General features: G+C 64.3%; 14 protein-coding genes. 9 read left to right on the top strand and 5 right to left on the bottom strand.

Going from position 1 to position 16,071, the window contains the following annotated elements:
* Positions 1 to 11: 11 nt before the first annotated feature.
* Together MUO32_RS07280 and MUO32_RS07275 are read right to left on the bottom strand one after the other, a co-directional pair.
* On the bottom strand, positions 12 to 2,375 hold the full coding sequence (locus MUO32_RS07280) for a bifunctional diguanylate cyclase/phosphodiesterase (protein ID WP_257947556.1): 2,364 nt from the start codon (positions 2,373 to 2,375) through the stop codon (positions 12 to 14).
* A complete protein-coding gene (locus MUO32_RS07275; RefSeq protein WP_257947555.1) occupies positions 2,362 to 3,411 on the bottom strand; it encodes a spermidine/putrescine ABC transporter substrate-binding protein in 1,050 nt (349 codons plus the stop codon). The genes MUO32_RS07280 and MUO32_RS07275 overlap by 14 nt, the downstream gene beginning before the upstream one ends.
* Positions 3,412 to 3,639: 228 nt before the next feature.
* Here MUO32_RS07275 and MUO32_RS07270 point away from each other — a divergent pair, with 228 nt between their 5' ends.
* Entirely contained in the window at positions 3,640 to 5,949 is a 2,310-nt protein-coding gene (locus MUO32_RS07270; protein ID WP_257947554.1) for a Tex family protein, read from the top strand.
* 138 nt (positions 5,950 to 6,087) lie between these two features.
* Entirely contained in the window at positions 6,088 to 6,981 is an 894-nt protein-coding gene (bla, locus tag MUO32_RS07265; protein ID WP_257947553.1) for a BKC/GPC family carbapenem-hydrolyzing class A beta-lactamase, read from the top strand.
* Positions 6,982 to 7,013: 32 nt separating this feature from the next.
* Here the strand turns inward: bla and MUO32_RS07260 are convergent, their stop codons facing one another.
* Positions 7,014 to 7,337, bottom strand: coding sequence for a helix-turn-helix transcriptional regulator (locus tag MUO32_RS07260; RefSeq protein ID WP_257947552.1), 324 nt, complete (start codon positions 7,335 to 7,337; stop codon positions 7,014 to 7,016).
* A gap of 70 nt (positions 7,338 to 7,407) precedes the next feature.
* On the opposite strand from MUO32_RS07260, the gene MUO32_RS07255 reads away from it, so the two are divergent.
* Positions 7,408 to 7,896, top strand: coding sequence for an SRPBCC domain-containing protein (locus MUO32_RS07255; protein WP_257947551.1), 489 nt, complete (start codon positions 7,408 to 7,410; stop codon positions 7,894 to 7,896).
* A 10-nt stretch (positions 7,897 to 7,906) separates the two neighbouring features.
* On the top strand, positions 7,907 to 8,269 hold the full coding sequence (locus tag MUO32_RS07250; protein WP_257947550.1) for a hypothetical protein: 363 nt from the start codon (positions 7,907 to 7,909) through the stop codon (positions 8,267 to 8,269).
* A 55-nt stretch (positions 8,270 to 8,324) separates the two neighbouring features.
* Here the strand turns inward: MUO32_RS07250 and MUO32_RS07245 are convergent, their stop codons facing one another.
* Positions 8,325 to 9,035 (bottom strand): L,D-transpeptidase, encoded by a 711-nt coding sequence (locus MUO32_RS07245; RefSeq protein WP_257947549.1) that lies wholly within the window; start codon positions 9,033 to 9,035, stop codon positions 8,325 to 8,327.
* Between the two features lie 210 nt (positions 9,036 to 9,245).
* Between MUO32_RS07245 and recO the strand changes: the two genes are divergently transcribed.
* The 5 genes from recO to MUO32_RS07220 all read left to right on the top strand — a co-directional run bounded on the left by recO (position 9,246) and on the right by MUO32_RS07220 (position 15,080).
* Entirely contained in the window at positions 9,246 to 10,010 is a 765-nt protein-coding gene (gene recO, locus MUO32_RS07240; protein WP_257947548.1) for a DNA repair protein RecO, read from the top strand.
* Positions 10,007 to 10,516 (top strand): PaaI family thioesterase, encoded by a 510-nt coding sequence (locus MUO32_RS07235; RefSeq protein ID WP_257947547.1) that lies wholly within the window; start codon positions 10,007 to 10,009, stop codon positions 10,514 to 10,516. Before recO ends, MUO32_RS07235 begins: the two co-directional genes overlap by 4 nt.
* Positions 10,517 to 10,612: 96 nt before the next feature.
* Positions 10,613 to 13,465 (top strand): DUF2339 domain-containing protein, encoded by a 2,853-nt coding sequence (locus tag MUO32_RS07230; protein ID WP_257947546.1) that lies wholly within the window; start codon positions 10,613 to 10,615, stop codon positions 13,463 to 13,465.
* A 36-nt stretch (positions 13,466 to 13,501) separates the two neighbouring features.
* On the top strand, positions 13,502 to 14,155 hold the full coding sequence (locus tag MUO32_RS07225; RefSeq protein WP_257947545.1) for an HD domain-containing protein: 654 nt from the start codon (positions 13,502 to 13,504) through the stop codon (positions 14,153 to 14,155).
* 79 nt (positions 14,156 to 14,234) lie between these two features.
* Positions 14,235 to 15,080: an MOSC domain-containing protein gene (locus MUO32_RS07220; protein WP_257947544.1), complete on the top strand. Its 846-nt coding sequence runs from the start codon at positions 14,235 to 14,237 to the stop codon at positions 15,078 to 15,080.
* Here the strand turns inward: MUO32_RS07220 and MUO32_RS07215 are convergent.
* Positions 15,077 to 16,069 (bottom strand): magnesium transporter CorA family protein, encoded by a 993-nt coding sequence (locus MUO32_RS07215; RefSeq protein ID WP_257947543.1) that lies wholly within the window; start codon positions 16,067 to 16,069, stop codon positions 15,077 to 15,079. The two genes, MUO32_RS07220 and MUO32_RS07215, sit on opposite strands and share 4 nt — an antisense overlap.
* Positions 16,070 to 16,071: the final 2 nt, after the last annotated feature.

The raw sequence follows: 16,071 nt of genomic DNA, 5'->3' as shown, positions 1-16,071 counted from the left end.
AGCCAAACGGACTAGGCGGTGGCACGACGCTCCGGCGTCTTTGCCACTTCCCGGGCCTTTTCCACCAGCCGCTGCATCGCCCAGATGCCAAGCTCCTCAAGCGGCTGCGGCCGGCAGATGAGGTAGCCCTGGTAGAAGTCGCAGCCGGCGGCGGCGAGCAGGCCCATCTTTTCCGTCGTATCGACGCCCTCGGCGATCACCGACATGTCCTGCGCATGGCAGAGCGCCACGAGCGCGCGCAACGTCGGAAGGGCGGCCGAGCGGGTGAGGCTTTCGACCAGTTCGCGGTCGAGCTTGATCGTCTCGGCCGGGTATTCGATGATCTGTTGCACCGACGTGTAGCCGGCGCCGAAATCGTCGATGGAGATGCGAAAGCCGCGGCTGCGCAGGATCTCGATGTTGCGGCGGGACTGTTCGCCGAGCTTCACGGCAAAGGTTTCCGTCAGCTCGATCTCGATGAAGCGCGCGTCGATGCCATGGCGGTCCGCGCAGTCGCAGAAATGCTCGCTGATCGACTTCGTATAGAGTTCGGCCGAGGAGATGTTGATGCAGAGGATCGTCTCGGCGCCGAAGAGCTTCTTGATCTGGCCATATTCTCCCATCGCCCGGTCGATCACCCACCAGTCGATCTTGCTGAACAGGCCCGTCGTCTCGGCGATCGGGATGAATTCGTCCGGCGTCACGCGGCCGAGCACCGGGGAATTCCAGCGCAGAAGCGCCTCGCAGCCCATCACCTTGCCGTGGCCGTCGACGATGGGCATGTAGACGAGGTGGAATTCGCGGTCCGGATCGAGAACGCGCAGTTCCTCCTCGATGCGGCGCTGGCGGTTGCGCTTTTCGTGCAGCGAGCGGGAGTAGCGGGCCGAGCCGTTCTTGCCCTGGGATTTCGCCTGGTACATCGCCGCGTCGGCATTGGCGACGAGTTCCGGCAGGGTGCGGGCATCCTCGGGATAGACGGCGATGCCGATGCTGGCCGTGACCGGATAGGCCTTGTCCAACACCTCGAAACCTTCGCCGAACAGCGCGAGAATGCGGTTCGAGGTTTCCGTGATCGTGCCGCTGCCCGGCTGGCAGCGCAGCATGATGGCGAACTCGTCGCCGGATAGGCGGGCAAACAGTCCGTCCGGCAGGCCGCGCTCGGAAACGGCACGCGAAACGATGGCGGAGATGCGGGCAGCGAGCGTCTTCAGCAGTTCGTCGCCGATCTTGTGCCCGTGTTTGTCGTTGACGAACTTGAAGTTGTCCACGTCGATGAAGAGCAGGGTGCAACCGATATCCTCGGCTTCGGCCTCTTCCAGGATCTGCGTCGAGCGGATGTTGAAATATTCGCGGTTGGAAATGCCCGTCAGCGTGTCCGTCCAGGAGGCATGCTGCACGAGGTCGAAGGACTGTTTCGAATGGTCGTGCAGGCGTTTGACATTGGCGGAGAGGCGGCCGATTTCGCCGGCTTCGTTCATCTCGGGCAAAGCGCTGCGGCTGCCGGTCATCACATCGGTGAGCTGGCGGTCGAGGCTGGCGATGGGATTGGTGATGTAGCGGCGCACCAGGCCGAGCACCAGCGCGATGGTGCAGAGGCTGAGCGCGATTGCGCCGAGCGCCAGTAGCGATTTCAGCGTCCACAGCCGTTCTTCAAGGAAGGCCGTATCGGGCGTCAGACGCGCGAAAAGCGAGGGGCTGAGCGTTGCGGTCGCCGAAAGTGCGCCTTTGGCAAGAAACTGGTGCTGGCCGATTTCGATCTCCGCACCGTACTCCTTTTCCAGCGCTCGCTTCATGTCGAGGAACAGTTTTGGCCGCACCGCCGTCTGCACCAGGATCGCACCGGTCTTCGCGCTCGCCACCGGACGGTTGAAGGTAAGCGGATCGATGAACTCCGAATGCACGATCAGCGGCTCGATGCCCTCCACGTTGAGATAGCTCCAGGAGGAGAGCCGCGGGCTTGCGATCACCTGGCGGGCATGTTCGATCTGCTGGGGCGTGATCTCGGCGAAGGGATCGTCGCTGTTTTCATAATAGTAATCGACCGTCAGCGGCGGGCGGATGATGGCGACCGAGATGAATTTCTTGCCGTCGTCGGAGAGCGAGGTGATGCTCTGCTGCAGGCGCACGCCGAGCGCGTTGCTGCGATAGGCGGCATCCGGCTCGTTGACGAAGAGGCGTACCGCTCCGCCCTCCACGAGGGAATAGACGAGGCTGCGGTTCTGCGTCACCTCGTTCTGGAATACGGCGGTCAGGAGGCCAATCTGCTGCCAGATCCGCGCCCGCTCCAGCCCGATGACCGAGGCGCTTTGCACGTAATAGATCAGCGACGCGGCGAGCACGTAGCCTGCGAGAACGACCGGGAAGATGAGGGAAAGGGCGCGTTTACCGAGCGTCACTGATTTGGGCCAGACTGCTGATGATGCGGCGACGGGCCTGGACCGATTGCACGGTCAGCTCCTCCTGAAACTGGCTTTTGGCCAGGATTTCCGGTGCGGCATAGATTTCGGGATTGGATCGCATGTCCTCCGGCAGCAGCGCCAGAGCGGCGGTGCTGGCTGTGGGCATGTTGAGCTTGACGGCATTGCGGGCGCCGTTCTTCGCACTGCTGAGATAGTCGACCAGCTTCAGCGCCAGGTCCTTGTTTTCGGAGAGCGCGCTGACGGAAACACAGTCGAGCCAGGAGAGCGTGCCTTCCTTCGGCACGACATAGCGCCAGAGGCCCGGCGAGGAGACCTTGTCGTTCAGCGTATATTGATCGCCGCTATAGCCGAGCGCCATCCAGATATTGGGGCCCTTGTCGGCGCTCTGGATGGAGGTGATGACATAATCGTAGGTGAGCACATAGGGCACCTGCGCCTTCATCAGCTCGTAGGCCGCCTTCAGCGTCTCGTTGTCATTGGCGTTGACGGATTTGCCGAGCAGGGCGAGGGGGGCGACGAAGGCTTCGGCATGGTCGTCATACATGGCGATGTGGCCGCGCAGGCTCTCGGCCGGCTTCATCATGTCCGTCCAGGATGTGGGCGGCGAGGTGATCTTGTCGGAGCGGTAGAGGATACCCATCGTGCCCCAGAGATAGGGCACGCCGAAGCCGCCGCAGCGCGTCGTCCAGGTCTGCGCATAGTCCTTCAGCGACGGCACATTCGCCGCATCCAGCGCCATGATGACGCCGCGGTTGCCATAGAGCCGTGCGCCATTCTCGTTCGTCACGACGACGTCGATATTGCTGTTGGGGTCGGCGAGGATTTCGTCGCGCACGTCGCCGCTGTCGTAGAAAGTCTGGCGGACCTCGACGCCGGTTTCGGCCGCAAAATCCTTGAGGATCTGCTCGTCGATATAGGATTCCCAGATGAGCAGGTTGAGCGTGGCCGCGCCCGCGGGGGCGGCCGTGGCAACGGCCGTCAATGAGACTGCTGCAAAGAATGCGCCGCGCATGCCGAAGGCCCCGTTTCCCCTATGTCGGACAAGATAGGCGGCAAGACTTTATGAAGCGTTACAACCGCTAAGCTCCTTTTTTTGTCCATTCAACCGTGAAGCAGTTCTGCGGCGCCGGACAGCCCGTGATATGTTGTGGACGTGGCGACAGCCCGCCAGCCATGCGATTGGCCTGCTCCCGGCCGCGCACTATGGTCGCCGCCCGCCCGTTGCCCAGAGGAGACCGACATGGCCCCGACACCGCAGAAGATCGCGAACCTGATCGCGACCGAGATCAAGGCCACCGCCACGCAGGTTTCCGCCGCCGTCGGGCTGCTCGACGAGGGCGCGACGGTGCCCTTCATCGCGCGCTACCGCAAGGAAGTGACGGGTGGTCTCGACGATACGCAGCTGCGCACGCTCTCCGAGCGGTTGACCTATTTGCGCGAGCTGGAAGCCCGCCGGGCCTCGATCCTCGACAGCATTGCGGGACAGGGCAAGCTGACGGACGAGCTGGCCGGCAAGATCGCGGCGGTCACGACGAAGGCCGAGCTCGAGGACATCTATCTGCCCTACAAGCCGAAGCGCCGCACCAAGGCGGAAATCGCCCGCGAGCGCGGTCTCGGCCCGCTGGCGGAGCAGATTCTTGCCGACCGCGCGCTTGTGCCGGCGGAGCTGGCGGCAACGTTCCTGTCGGCCGAGGTGCCGGACGTGAAGACCGCACTGGAAGGCGCGCGCGACATCGTCGCCGAGCAACTGACGGAAAATGCCGATCTCCTGAAGCGCCTGCGCGAATACATGAAGGCGAATGCTTTCCTGCGCTCCCGCGTTGTCGAGGGTAAGCAGGAGGCGGGTGCAAAGTTCTCCGACTATTTCGATCACACCGAGCGCTGGGCGAACGTGCCCGGCCACCGGGCGTTGGCCATGCTACGCGGCTGGAACGAAGAATTCCTGTCGGTCGATATCGTCGTCGATCAGGACAGCACCGAGCCGGTCAAGCCGGTCGAGCGTATCATCGCTTCCTTCTACGCTATCGGCACCAGGCCGGGCGACAAGTGGCTGGCCGAAGTCATCGGCTGGACCTGGCGCGTGAAACTTTCCATGTCGCTGTCGCTCGATCTGATGCGCGAGATGCGTGAGCGCTCGGAGGAGGAGGCGATCCGCGTTTTCGCCCGCAATCTCAAGGACCTGCTGCTTGCGGCACCCGCCGGCACGCGCGCCACGATGGGCCTCGATCCGGGCATCCGAACAGGGGTGAAGGTTGCCGTGGTCGACAACACGGGCAAGGTGGTCGAGACGACGACCGTCTACCCCTTCCCGCCGAGGAATGATATACGCGGCACGCAGGCGGAGCTTGCTTCGCTCATCCGCAAGCACAAGGTGGAGCTGATCTCGATCGGCAACGGCACGGGCAGCCGCGAGACGGAAAGGCTGGTCGCCGACATGCTCGACCAGCTTCCGGCGCCCAAGCCCACCAAGGTCATCGTGTCCGAAGCCGGCGCTTCGGTCTATTCCGCTTCCGAAACGGCGGCCGCCGAATTCCCGAACCTCGACGTTTCCCTGCGCGGCGCGGTCTCCATCGCGCGGCGCCTGCAGGATCCGCTGGCCGAACTGGTGAAGATCGAGCCGAAATCGATCGGCGTCGGCCAGTATCAGCACGATGTCGACCAGGGCAAACTCTCTCGCTCGCTCGATGCCGTGGTGGAAGACGCGGTGAATGCCGTGGGCGTCGACCTCAACACGGCCTCCGCTCCGCTGCTGTCTCGGGTTTCCGGCCTCGGCAAGTCTTCGGCCGAAGCGATCGTCGCGCATCGCGATACCAACGGCCCGTTTGAAAGCCGCAAGGAGCTGATGAAGGTTGCCCGCCTCGGCGCGCGGACCTTCGAACAATGTGCCGGCTTCCTGCGCATCCCGAACGGGAAGGAGCCGCTGGACGCCTCCTCGGTGCATCCTGAAGCCTATGGCGTCGCCAAAAAGATCGTCGCGGCCTGCGGTCGTGACGTGCGCACGCTGATGGGCGATAGCGCCGCGTTGAAGCAGCTCGATCCCAAGGTCTTCGTCGATGAGCGCTTCGGCCTGCCGACCGTCAAGGACATCCTCGCCGAACTTGAAAAACCCGGCCGCGACCCGCGCCCGGAGTTCAAGACCGCGACCTTTGCCGATGGTATCGACGACATCAAGGACCTGAAGCCCGGCATGTTGCTCGAGGGCACCGTGACGAACGTCGCGGCCTTTGGCGCCTTCGTCGATATCGGCGTGCATCAGGACGGCCTTGTCCACGTCTCGCAGCTTGCCGACCGTTTCATCAAGGATCCGCACGAGGTGGTGAAGGCCGGCGACGTGGTGAAGGTGCGCGTGACCGAAGTGGACGTGCCGCGCAAGCGCATCGGCCTCACCATGCGAAAGGACGGCGGAGAGCCGGCTGCCCGCGACAACGCCCCGCGCAACGACAGACAAGCGCAGATGAAGCCGAAGTTCAGCCAGGCCGCTCCAAAGCAGCCGGCACCCTCGCAGGGCGCTTTCGGCGCGGCGTTGGCCGAGGCGATGAAGCGGAAGTAATCCCTAGTTTTCCTAATGGCTGCCGGCAGAAATCGTCGTTTGTTTTGACCCGCCCCTTTGCGCATAGTCGCGATATGGGCGGGCTCAAACGGGCTGGGCGCTATACGTTCCAGTACCCGGCAGACAGGAAATAAACCTATGACGATGACAATTTCACGCCGGCAGGCGATTGCTGGCGCTCTTCTTGCCATTCCCGCGGTTTCGGCCGTGGCCGGCGTCGCCGGTGCGGCATCGGGCGGCACGCTGCAGGAACGGCTTGCCGCATTGGAAGCGCGCCACGAAGGCCGCATCGGCGTTGCCATACATAACCTCGCAACGGATGCCCGGCTCCGGCACCGCGCAGAGGAACGCTTCCTGATGTGCAGCACCTTCAAGGCGCTGCTGGCTGCGCACATCCTCGCCCGCGTCGATCGCAAGGAGGAGGCGCTGGACCGGCGTATCGTCGTCAAGAAATCGGATCTCGTCGACTGGTCGCCGGTCGTGGAAAAACGCATCGGCGGCAAGGGCGTTTCGATTGCCGAACTCTGCGAAGCGACGGTCACGCTCAGCGACAACGCCGCCGCCAACCTGTTGCTGGCCGCTTCGGGTGGTCCCAAGGCGGTCACGGCATTCCTGCGCGGATTGGGCGATGACGTAACACGCCTCGACCGCACCGAGCCGGCGCTGAACTACCACGAGACGCCTGACGATGAGCGCGACACGACGACGCCGGTCGCCATGGCGGAGACATGGCGCAAGCTCGTCTTCACGGACGTGCTGTCTGCACCCTCAAGAGCGCAGCTTGCAGCCTGGTTCGTCATGAACAAGACCGGGGATACGCGGCTGCGTGCGGGCTTTCCAGCAGACTGGATGACCGGTGACAAGACCGGAACGAATGGCAACAAGATAGGCAACGCCAATGACATCGCCATCGCCTGGTCGCCAAACCGCGGTGCGATCGTCGTCACGGCCTTTGTCGAAATCCCCGGCATTTCCGGCGATGAGCGCAATGCCGTCATCGCCGAGATCGGCCGCATCGCCACCGAGGTCTGATTTTTGCGGGGCGCTGCCGAAAAGGCGGCGCCTCAGCCTTCCGTCTCGCCCTTCAGCGCCGAGAGCACACTCATCGCATGCCCGGCATATTGGCTGATCCAGCGATCATGAATCGCCTGGATGGGTAGGGCATTGAGGTGGTTCCAGCGCTCGCGCCCCTCCTTGCGAGGGATGACGAGGTCGGCTTCTTCCAGCACTTTCAGGTGCTGCATAACCGTGCAGCGGTCCATCTCCGGAAATTTTTCGCACAAGGCCCCCGTTGTCAGTGGCGCGTGCTTGATCGCATCGAGCATCTGCCGCCGCTTTCCATTGGCGAGCGCCTTAAAGACGGCGTTCTCTATCGATTCGCTTGACATGTTATCTTTTTATAACATATTTTGAGCTGGTACAAGACGAAGGAGGGCGATACGCCCCAAGGAGGACGGCATGACGCTGGAATTTCGCGTGAATGGGCGGATCGGAAAGCCGGTCGCCGAGGTTTTCGATGCGGTGGTCAATCCGAAAAAGCTGAGCGGTTACTTCACGACGATCGGCGGGGCGAGCGCGCCGCTCGTCGAGGGCACCACGGTCACCTGGTGGGACATGGCGCCCGTCATCGTCGACAAGGTCGAGGAGAACGCGCTCATCGTCCTGCGCTGGGACGCGATGGTCGACGAGGGGGAGGAGGCCTACAAGACCCGCGTCGAGATGCGCTTCAAGCCACTGGAGGACGGCGGCACGATGGTGACCATCGCCGAGACCGGCTGGCGGGAAAACGAGCGCGGCCAGAAATCCTCCTACATGAACTGCGAGGGCTGGTCGCAGATGCTCGCCTGCATGAAGGCCTATGTGGAATACGGCATCAACCTGCGCGAAGGCTACTATCCGAGCGAGCTGAAAGGCGTCGTCGCCGCCGAGCAGCAGGATTTTACGTGAGGAGGCGACAATGAGCACGCAGATCAAAGGCGGCATCAACATCGCCATGAAGGTGCCATCCCACCAGTACGAGGCGACTGTCGCCTTCTACAGGGACGTCGTGGGCCTGACGCCCTTCGAGGCGAAGGCGCCGGCCATCGGTTTCGAACTTGGCCCGAACCGGTTGTGGATCGACGAGGCGCCGAACTACAGCCAGGCCGAAGTCTGGCTGGAGCTTTTCACGCCGGACCACACGGCAGCACTTGGCCATCTGGAAAAGAACGGCGTCGTACGCTGCGATGCCGTCGAAGATCTCGGTGCGGCCTTTCGAGGCGGCTGGATCATGAACCCGGCCAACATCGTGCACATGGTGCGCGAGCCTGACGCCTGGTGACGAAGCAATTCCAGGGAGAATGTGAAGCGGTTTTCTGTCCGGAATTGCGCACGCACTAGATGGCGGCCGGCGGCATGAGACCGTCGGCGGCTGCCATCGGCATTGCCTCGCTTGCCGGCGCCTGATGCTGCAGCACGACGACGCGGCTTCCCGTCGGGACGCGGCTGTAGAGGTCGATGATATCCTGGTTGAACAGGCGCACGCAGCCGCTCGATACGGCCTTGCCGATCGACCATGGCTCCGACGTGCCGTGGATGCGGAACAGCGTGTCCTTGCCGTCCTTGTGCAGATAGAGCGCGCGCGGCCCGAGCGGGTTGGTCAGGCCCGGCTCCATGCCGCCCGCCCATTTCAGGTTCCGCTCCGGTTCACGCGCGATCATGTTCTGCGTCGGCGTCCAGCGCGGCCACTCCGCCTTGCGGCCGACATGTGCTGCGCCCTCGAATTCCAGCCCCGCCTTGCCGACACCGATGCCGTAGCGCATCGCCATGCCTTCGCCCTGCACGAGATAGAGGAAGCGGTTTTGCGTATCGATGACGATCGTACCCGCCGGCTCCACCGTCTGGTAGGCCACCTGCTGGCGGAAATATTGTGGATCGACCCGGCTGATATCCATCGCCGGCAGCGGGAAGCGCTCCTCCGGATGCGGCCCGTACATCGCGACATGCATCGGATCCGGCCCCTTCTTCTTCACCTCCATCGTGGTGGTGGCGCAGCCGGCAAGCGTCGCGGCAAGGGCAAGAAGGGCAAGCGGACGGAACACACACATCAAGACGGCACCTGTCATTTCAAAGTTCAAATCTGGCCTTTGCGGCCTTTGTCCGGGTCTTCGGGGGCAAAGTCGGCGCGGGAAGGGCAAGAAAAAAGCGAAACTGTGGCAAGGGCTTAGGTGTGGCTATTCAGCCACGCGGCGTTCGGACGCAGGGGGCAGGGCGCACCCGCTTGCGGCAAACCCGCGGACGGCGTAAGGCTTTGCTCCATGCAATGGAGTGACGAGGCCATCGTTCTGGGCGTGCGGCGTCACGGCGAAACATCCGTGATCGTCGAGGTGATGACGCGCGAGCACGGACGCCATCTCGGCATGGTGCGCGGCGGCCGTTCGCGCAGCATGCAGCCGGTGCTTCAGCCGGGCAATTCCGTCGATATCACCTGGCGTGCGCGGCTCGACGAACATCTCGGCGAGTTCCGCGTCGAGCCCCTGGAACTGCGCGCCGGCCGGCTGATGGAGACGGCGACCGCCGTCTATGGGGTACAGGCCATGGCGGCCCTGCTGCGCTTCCTGCCGGAGCGCGATCCGCATCCGCATCTCCATGAAGCGCTTTCCGTCATCCTCGATCATCTGCACGAACCGGCCGATGCCGGCGAACTGTTCATCCGCTTCGAGCTTGCCGTCCTGAACGACCTCGGCTTCGGCCTCGATCTCCTGGAATGCGTCGCGACGGGGGCGAAGGACGATCTCTGCTATGTCTCGCCGAAATCCGGCCGCGCCGTCTCGCGGTTGGCAGGCGCTCCCTGGGCGGACAAGATGCTGGCGTTGCCGGCTTTCCTGGGCGACGAAAGCCGGCATGCGGCGGATGCCGCCGCGCTTGCCGATGGTTTTCGCCTGACGGCCTTCTTTCTCAACCGGCACGTCTGCGAACCGCGCGGGCTGGAGCTGGCCAGCGCCCGCGACGGTTTCGTGCAGGCGGCGCTGAAGGCGCTCGGCAAGCCGAAAAACGATCAACCCGAAGAGGCGCATGCATGACGGTGGAAATCTATCCGGGGCTGGCGGTCGGCGGTATCGGCACGCTGCCGCTCGACGTGGTCAAGCGCGACGGCGGCCTGAAAGTGCTGCAGGCGATGTTATCAGGCGCGCTGCCGGCGCCGCCGATGGCCAGGACGCTCGCCTTCTCGATGACGGAAGTGGAAGACGGCCGCGTCGTCTTTTCCGGCCTGCCGTCGGCCGATCACCTCAACCCGCTTGGCACCGTGCATGGCGGCTGGACGGCGACGGTGATGGATTCGGCGCTCGGCTGCGCGGTCTTCTCCGTCATCAAGCCGGGCGAAGCTTACACCACCATCGAATTCAAGCTGAACCTTGTGCGCCCGGTGCTGCCCGGCATGGGCGAGGTGTTCTGCGAGGGGAAAATCGTCCATCGCGGCCGCACCATCGCGACGTCGGAAGCCTGGCTGCGCGATAAGAACGGCAAGCTTCTGGCACACGGTACGGAAACCTGCGCCATCTTCCCCATCGAAAACCTCATGCGCTGAGCGTGAAGAGATTGCCTCGCTGAAACGTAACCCCGTTTGGCGTTTGGATAAAACCGGGTAGTCTCGCCGCCCGGACTGTGCCGTGCTGGAGTCGCAATGCTCGAAATCCTTTCCCTGGTCGCGATAGGCCTCGCGCTCTACACCCTCAACGCTTCGCGCAACAGCGCGCGAAAACTCGGCGAAGAGGTGATGCGACTGAAGGGCGAGGTCGAGGCACTGAAGGCCGGTGACCTTGCGCTGCCGACGCAAAAGGCCGTTGCCGAAACCGCCGGACCGGCGCATGCGGAAGCCGACGAACAGCCGGACGAGGCCGACTTCTCCAGCCCCTGGGCGGCGAAGACCGATGAGGCGGATGCCGGTCGAGCGATCTTCGGCGGTGCTCCCGCTTCGCCGGCCGACGCCGTTGCCGCAAGCGAGACGGCCGAGGAAGAGGCCGTTTCCGCCCCGGCCACCGCGCCGGCAACGCCCAGGGAAAGCTTCGAAAGCCGCATCGGGGCGCGCTGGGCCGTGTGGGTCGGTGGCATCGCACTGGCGCTCGGCGGCATCTTCATGGTGAAGTATTCCATCGAGGCCGGCCTGCTCAGCCCTGCTGTGCGCCTTTCGCTGGCCGCGGCCTTCGGTCTCGTGCTGATGGCATCGGGCGAGTTCGTGCGCCGCCGCACCCAGCCGCTGATCGCCAACGCCTTCCAGAATGCCATGATCCCCGGCGTGCTGACGGCCGCCGGCGCCATCACGCTCTTCGCCGTCACCTATGTTTCCTATGAATTCTACGGCTATGTCGGTCCGGCCACGGCCTTCGTGCTGCTCGCCGCCGTCTCCTTCCTGACGATCGGCCTGTCGCTGCTGCATGGGCAGGCGCTCGCCGGGCTTGGCCTGCTTGCCTCCATGCTCACGCCCGCGCTCGTCGCGACCGAAGAACCGAGCGCCTGGGGCCTCTTCGGCTTCCTCACCGTCGCCTGGCTTGCCACTTTCGCCGCCGCGCGCATCCGCCGCTGGCAGGTCGTGCCGGCACTTGCCAATGCCGGCATTGCGTTGTGGACCGTGCTCTACCTGTCGCAGGCAAGCAATGTCGACGTGATCCCCGCGCTGGTCGCCCTGCTGGTGCTCGCCGCCGGCCACGGCCTGATCTGGCCGGGCAGCCTCACGGCGGACGACATGCCGCCGCCGGCAACCGCCACGCCTGCCGATGCGCTGGACCGGCTGTTTGCCCCGCCGGCGGTCGCCGTGTCGCTCACGGGCGCTCTCGCCGTGACGTTTCCTGCTCTGGTGCTTGCCGGCAACGTTCCGGCGCTTGCTTATGCGGACTACGCCTTCGTCCTCGTCGTTCTCGCGCTTGCCGTTCTCGGTGCGCTGCGCGTCTGGGCGATCTATCCGGCGATCTTTTCCGCGGTCGGCGCCATTGTCGGCGTGGTCACGATGATTGGCCTGCCGAAGCACGGGCTGATCGACGGCTTCGGCAGCCTCGCACTGCCGGCGCTGGACGGTGTTATCCCCGCGCCGCCTATGGCGGATGGTGCCATATCCGTGCCGGTTCTCGGTCAGGTGCCGATCAATCTGCTGCTGGTACTCGCGGTCGCCTATGCCGCCGTCGGTCTTGCGGGGATACGCCTGCGCATGGCGGGTTCGAGCGCTTTTGCGGCACTCTGGAGCCTGCTTGCACCGGCCGTGCCGTTCGCGATCCTTGCCGCCAGCTTCCTGAATTTCGGCAATCTTTCCTTCGATCCGAAGCATGGACTGCTGGCCGTGCTGCTCGGTTTGGTCTTTTTCGCCGCAGCGGAGGCCTTTTCCCGCGAGCGCACGGAGGAGAACGACCTGTTCATCCCGCAATGGGCGCTTGCCGGCGGCGGCTTCGCGTTCCTCGTGCTGGCGCTGCACGCCCTGACGGATGGCCTCGTCACGACGCTCGGCCTCGCTTTGCTCGGCACTGCGGCCGTCTTCGCAACCCGCCTTCGTCGCTGGCCGGTGCTGCCCTGGCTGATGGCAGGTGCCGCGGCCGTTGTCGCCGGTCGCCTCGGCTGGGAACCGACCGTCGTCGGCGCGGCGAACCTGTCGAAGACACCCGTCTTCAACCAGCTTCTTGCCGGTTACGGTATTCCCGCAGCGCTTCTGGCGCTCTGCGCCTTCGAGCTGCGCCGCTGGCCGGGAGAGCGGATCCGTAATCTCCTGCAGGCGCTCGCCAGCCTCTTCCTGCTTTTGACGGCCGCGATCCTGGTGCGTCACGGCATGAACGGCGGCGTGCTCGACAGTTCCGTGCCGACGCTCGGCGAACAGGCGACCTATACGCTGCTCGTCATCGGCGCCTCGGCCATCATGATGTCGCTCGACCTGAAATCGCCGAGCCCCATCTTCCGCTACGGCTCCATGGTCGTCGGCGGCCTCTCGGTTCTCTCGGTGCTGAGCGCCCATTTCATCGGCCTCAATCCCTATTTCACCGGCGAATTGCTCGGCAAATGGCCGGTGCTCGACCTGCTTCTCGTCGGCTACCTTCTGCCCGGCATCGCCTATGGCGGCCTTGCCCTGTATGCACGCGGCCGCCGGCCGATGCCCTATGTCATCATGCTGGCTCTTTCCAGTGTGGCGCTTGTCTTCGCCTGGGTCACGCTCTGCGTGCGCCGCTACTGGCACGGCGAAGGCATCGCGGACTGGAAGGGCTTCCTTCAGCCGGAAACCTACACCTATTCCGTTGTCTGGCTGCTGCTGGGCGTGCTGTTGCTTGTGGTCGGCTCGAAATTCGACTCCAAGAGTATCCGCCTTGCTTCCGCCGGCCTGGTGCTGATCGCGGTGGTGAAGGTCTTCCTGATCGACATGGCCAATCTCGAGGGCATCCTGCGCGCGCTGTCCTTCATCGGGCTTGGCGCGGTGCTCATCGGAATCGGGCTTTTCTACCAGAAGATCCTTTCGGGAAAGTCCGGGACGGGTGAAAAGCCGGAATTGAACGCGGGGGCATGACAGGCTAGGTGTTTGGCGATCAACTTCGGATTGCTCATGTCCTTCGCCTGCCTCGCCGCCGCCTTCTCGCCCCTGGGGCCGCTCGCCGAGCGCCTGCTGCCGCAGGCCTTCGCCGCCGATGACGGCTCGCACGATGCCGCCCATCTCATCCGCGTGTGGAAGAACGCCCGCCGCATCCAGGTGGAGGAGGGCGGCGATGCGCGCCTCCTCGCCGCCGCCGTGCTGCTGCACGATTGCGTCGCCGTCGAGAAGAACTCGCCCTTGCGCACCGAAGCCTCGCGGCTTGCCGCGGAGAAAGCATCCGTGTTGCTCGCGGCCGAAGGCTGGAGCGAGATGGATGTGGCGGCAGTGGCCCACGCCATCCTGACCCACAGCTTCTCCGCCAATATCGCGCCCGAGACGCTGGAGGCGAAGATCGTGCAGGATGCCGACCGGCTCGATGCCATCGGCATGGTCGGAGCCGCGCGCTGCTTCTACATCGCCGGGCGCATGGGCAGCGGCCTCTACGACCCGGTGGATCCGCTTGCCGAAAACCGCCCGCTCGACGACAAGGCCTTCGCCATCGATCATTTCGAAGTGAAGCTCTTCAAGCTGGCGGACGGTTTCCAGACGGCGGCAGGCGGCCGCATGGCGCTGGAACGCACCGAGCGTCTGCGCGCGATCCGCGACATGCTGCTGGATGAAATCTGAGGAATACCATGCGTTTGTGCTGCCGGTTTGAATCTGTTCGGCAGAGCGTTGAATCAAAGTTTCAAGGAAGGAACGTGCGATGAAGGTCGAAGGCCTCAACATTCACCCGCTGAAGAGCGGCCGGGCCATTCCCGTCGAAAGTGCGACGGTGCGCCTCGATGGCCTTGCCGGCGACCGGCGTTTCATGATCGTCGAGCCCGATGGCCGCTTCATCACCCAGCGCGAGCTTCAGGCGCTGGCCCGTGTCGAAGCGACCGCCGTCGGCGAAAGCCTGCATCTCGAAATGGACGGTCGCCAGATTTTCGCGAGCTTCGAGCCGGAAGACCGTCTCGAGGTCACCATCTGGGACAGCCCCGTCAACGCCGCAGTCGCCGACGAGGCGGTGAACGATGCGCTTTCGGATTGGCTGGAGCGCCCGGTCAAGCTCGTCCACATGGATGCGCAGGCGCATCGCGCCGAGGGCGAGGACTGGGCCGGCACTCCGGCACCCGTCGGCTTCGCCGATGGTTTCCCGATCCTCGTCACGACGACCGGCTCGCTTGCCGATCTTAACAGGACGCTTGTCGCCAAGGGCCAGGAGCCCGTCGGCATGGACCGCTTCCGCACCAACATCCTCGTGTCCTGCGACGATCCCTGGGAAGAGGATTTTTGGGGGTCGATCGAGATCAACGGCATCGTCTTCGATTTCGTCAAACCCTGCGCCCGCTGCATCATGACCACGCAGGACCAGATGACCGGCGAACGCATCGGCGGCAACCCCATCCAGGGCTTGGCCGAAAAGCGCATGTCCGCCGACCGCCGGGTGCCCGGCGTGCTCTTCGGCTGGAACGCCGTGCCGCGCGGCGAGGGTGAAATCCACCTGGGTGATGCGGTGCGCGTGACGAAGACGCGCACCGAGCGATGGCCGATGAAGGTGCGGGCCTAAACCCAGCCGCGCCGCTTGAAATAGAGGAACGGCATCAGCGCGGAGATGATCATCAGACCCACCGCGTAGGGATAACCGAAGCGCCATTGCAGCTCCGGCATCAGCTCGAAGTTCATGCCATAGGCCGACGCGACCAGCGTCGGCGGCAGGAAGACCACCGAGGCGACGGTGAAGATCTTGATGATCTGGTTCTGCTCGAGGTTGATCAGGCCGAGCGTCGCGTCGAGCAGGAAGTTGATCTTGCCCGACAGGAAGGCGGCATGGTCGCCGAGCGAGGCGGCGTCGCGCTGCACGAGTTTCACCAGCTGGCGGATTTCCTTCGAGGGCCTGCGCGTCGGGGTCTCCAGCGCCGCATGGTAGGCGACGAGGCGGGAGATGCTGACGAGGCTTTCGCGTACGCCGCTCAGGAAATCGCCCTTGCGGCCGAGCTGTTCGATCAGCGCTTCCAGGTCGCGCGTCTTCTTGCGCGAGGGGGCCTTCTTGCTGCGGAAGACCTCGCGTGAAACGCCGTCGATCTCGTTGCCGAGCCGTTCCAGCACATCCGCCATACGGTCGATCACCGTCTCGATCACACCGAGCATGACGTCCTCGCCGTTCTCGTAAGTGTGGCCGTTGCCGCGTAGCGCCCGGGCGCAGAAGGTGGCGAAGGGCTTTGCATCCGCATGGCGCACCGTCACCAGCGTGGGACCGCGCAGGATGAAGGTGATCGGCGTCTTGATCGGCTCGTCGCTGTCGAGATTGGTTAGCGCCGTCATGGTCATGAAGGCCGCGCCATCCTCCTGGTAGAGGCGGGCGGACAGCTCGATGTCTTCCATCTCCTCGCGTGTGGGCATGGAAATGTGCAGCGCCGCCTCGACGTCCCTTGCTTCCTCCGGTGTCGGGTTCAGAAGGTCGTACCAAAGCGCGGGGGCGATGGCCTGCTCGATGGCGGGATTGGAAATTTCGCGCAGGCAAAAACGGTCAGCCTTGCGGGCATAAATCTGCAGCATGC

Source organism: Shinella sp. CPCC 101442 (assembly GCF_024704725.1).
Lineage (GTDB): Bacteria > Pseudomonadota > Alphaproteobacteria > Rhizobiales > Rhizobiaceae > Shinella.
The sequence above is the reverse complement of the archived record's forward strand: the minus strand, read 5'-3'. Positions and strand labels throughout refer to the sequence as shown.

What these genes read in the sequence shown, in the direction of transcription:
- MUO32_RS07260 (WP_257947552.1), bottom strand. Translation starts at nt 7,337, where the DNA reads ATGTCAAGCGAATCGATAGAGAACGCCGTCTTTAAGGCGCTCGCCAAT.
- MUO32_RS07215 (WP_257947543.1), bottom strand. Translation starts at nt 16,069, where the DNA reads ATGCTGCAGATTTATGCCCGCAAGGCTGACCGTTTTTGCCTGCGCGAA.
- recO (WP_257947548.1), top strand. Translation starts at nt 9,246, where the DNA reads ATGCAATGGAGTGACGAGGCCATCGTTCTGGGCGTGCGGCGTCACGGC.
- bla (WP_257947553.1), top strand. Translation starts at nt 6,088, where the DNA reads ATGACGATGACAATTTCACGCCGGCAGGCGATTGCTGGCGCTCTTCTT.
- MUO32_RS07225 (WP_257947545.1), top strand. Translation starts at nt 13,502, where the DNA reads ATGTCCTTCGCCTGCCTCGCCGCCGCCTTCTCGCCCCTGGGGCCGCTC.
- MUO32_RS07270 (WP_257947554.1), top strand. Translation starts at nt 3,640, where the DNA reads ATGGCCCCGACACCGCAGAAGATCGCGAACCTGATCGCGACCGAGATC.
- MUO32_RS07275 (WP_257947555.1), bottom strand. Translation starts at nt 3,411, where the DNA reads ATGCGCGGCGCATTCTTTGCAGCAGTCTCATTGACGGCCGTTGCCACG.
- MUO32_RS07220 (WP_257947544.1), top strand. Translation starts at nt 14,235, where the DNA reads ATGAAGGTCGAAGGCCTCAACATTCACCCGCTGAAGAGCGGCCGGGCC.
- MUO32_RS07250 (WP_257947550.1), top strand. Translation starts at nt 7,907, where the DNA reads ATGAGCACGCAGATCAAAGGCGGCATCAACATCGCCATGAAGGTGCCA.
- MUO32_RS07230 (WP_257947546.1), top strand. Translation starts at nt 10,613, where the DNA reads ATGCTCGAAATCCTTTCCCTGGTCGCGATAGGCCTCGCGCTCTACACC.
- MUO32_RS07235 (WP_257947547.1), top strand. Translation starts at nt 10,007, where the DNA reads ATGACGGTGGAAATCTATCCGGGGCTGGCGGTCGGCGGTATCGGCACG.
- MUO32_RS07255 (WP_257947551.1), top strand. Translation starts at nt 7,408, where the DNA reads ATGACGCTGGAATTTCGCGTGAATGGGCGGATCGGAAAGCCGGTCGCC.
- MUO32_RS07245 (WP_257947549.1), bottom strand. Translation starts at nt 9,035, where the DNA reads ATGTGTGTGTTCCGTCCGCTTGCCCTTCTTGCCCTTGCCGCGACGCTT.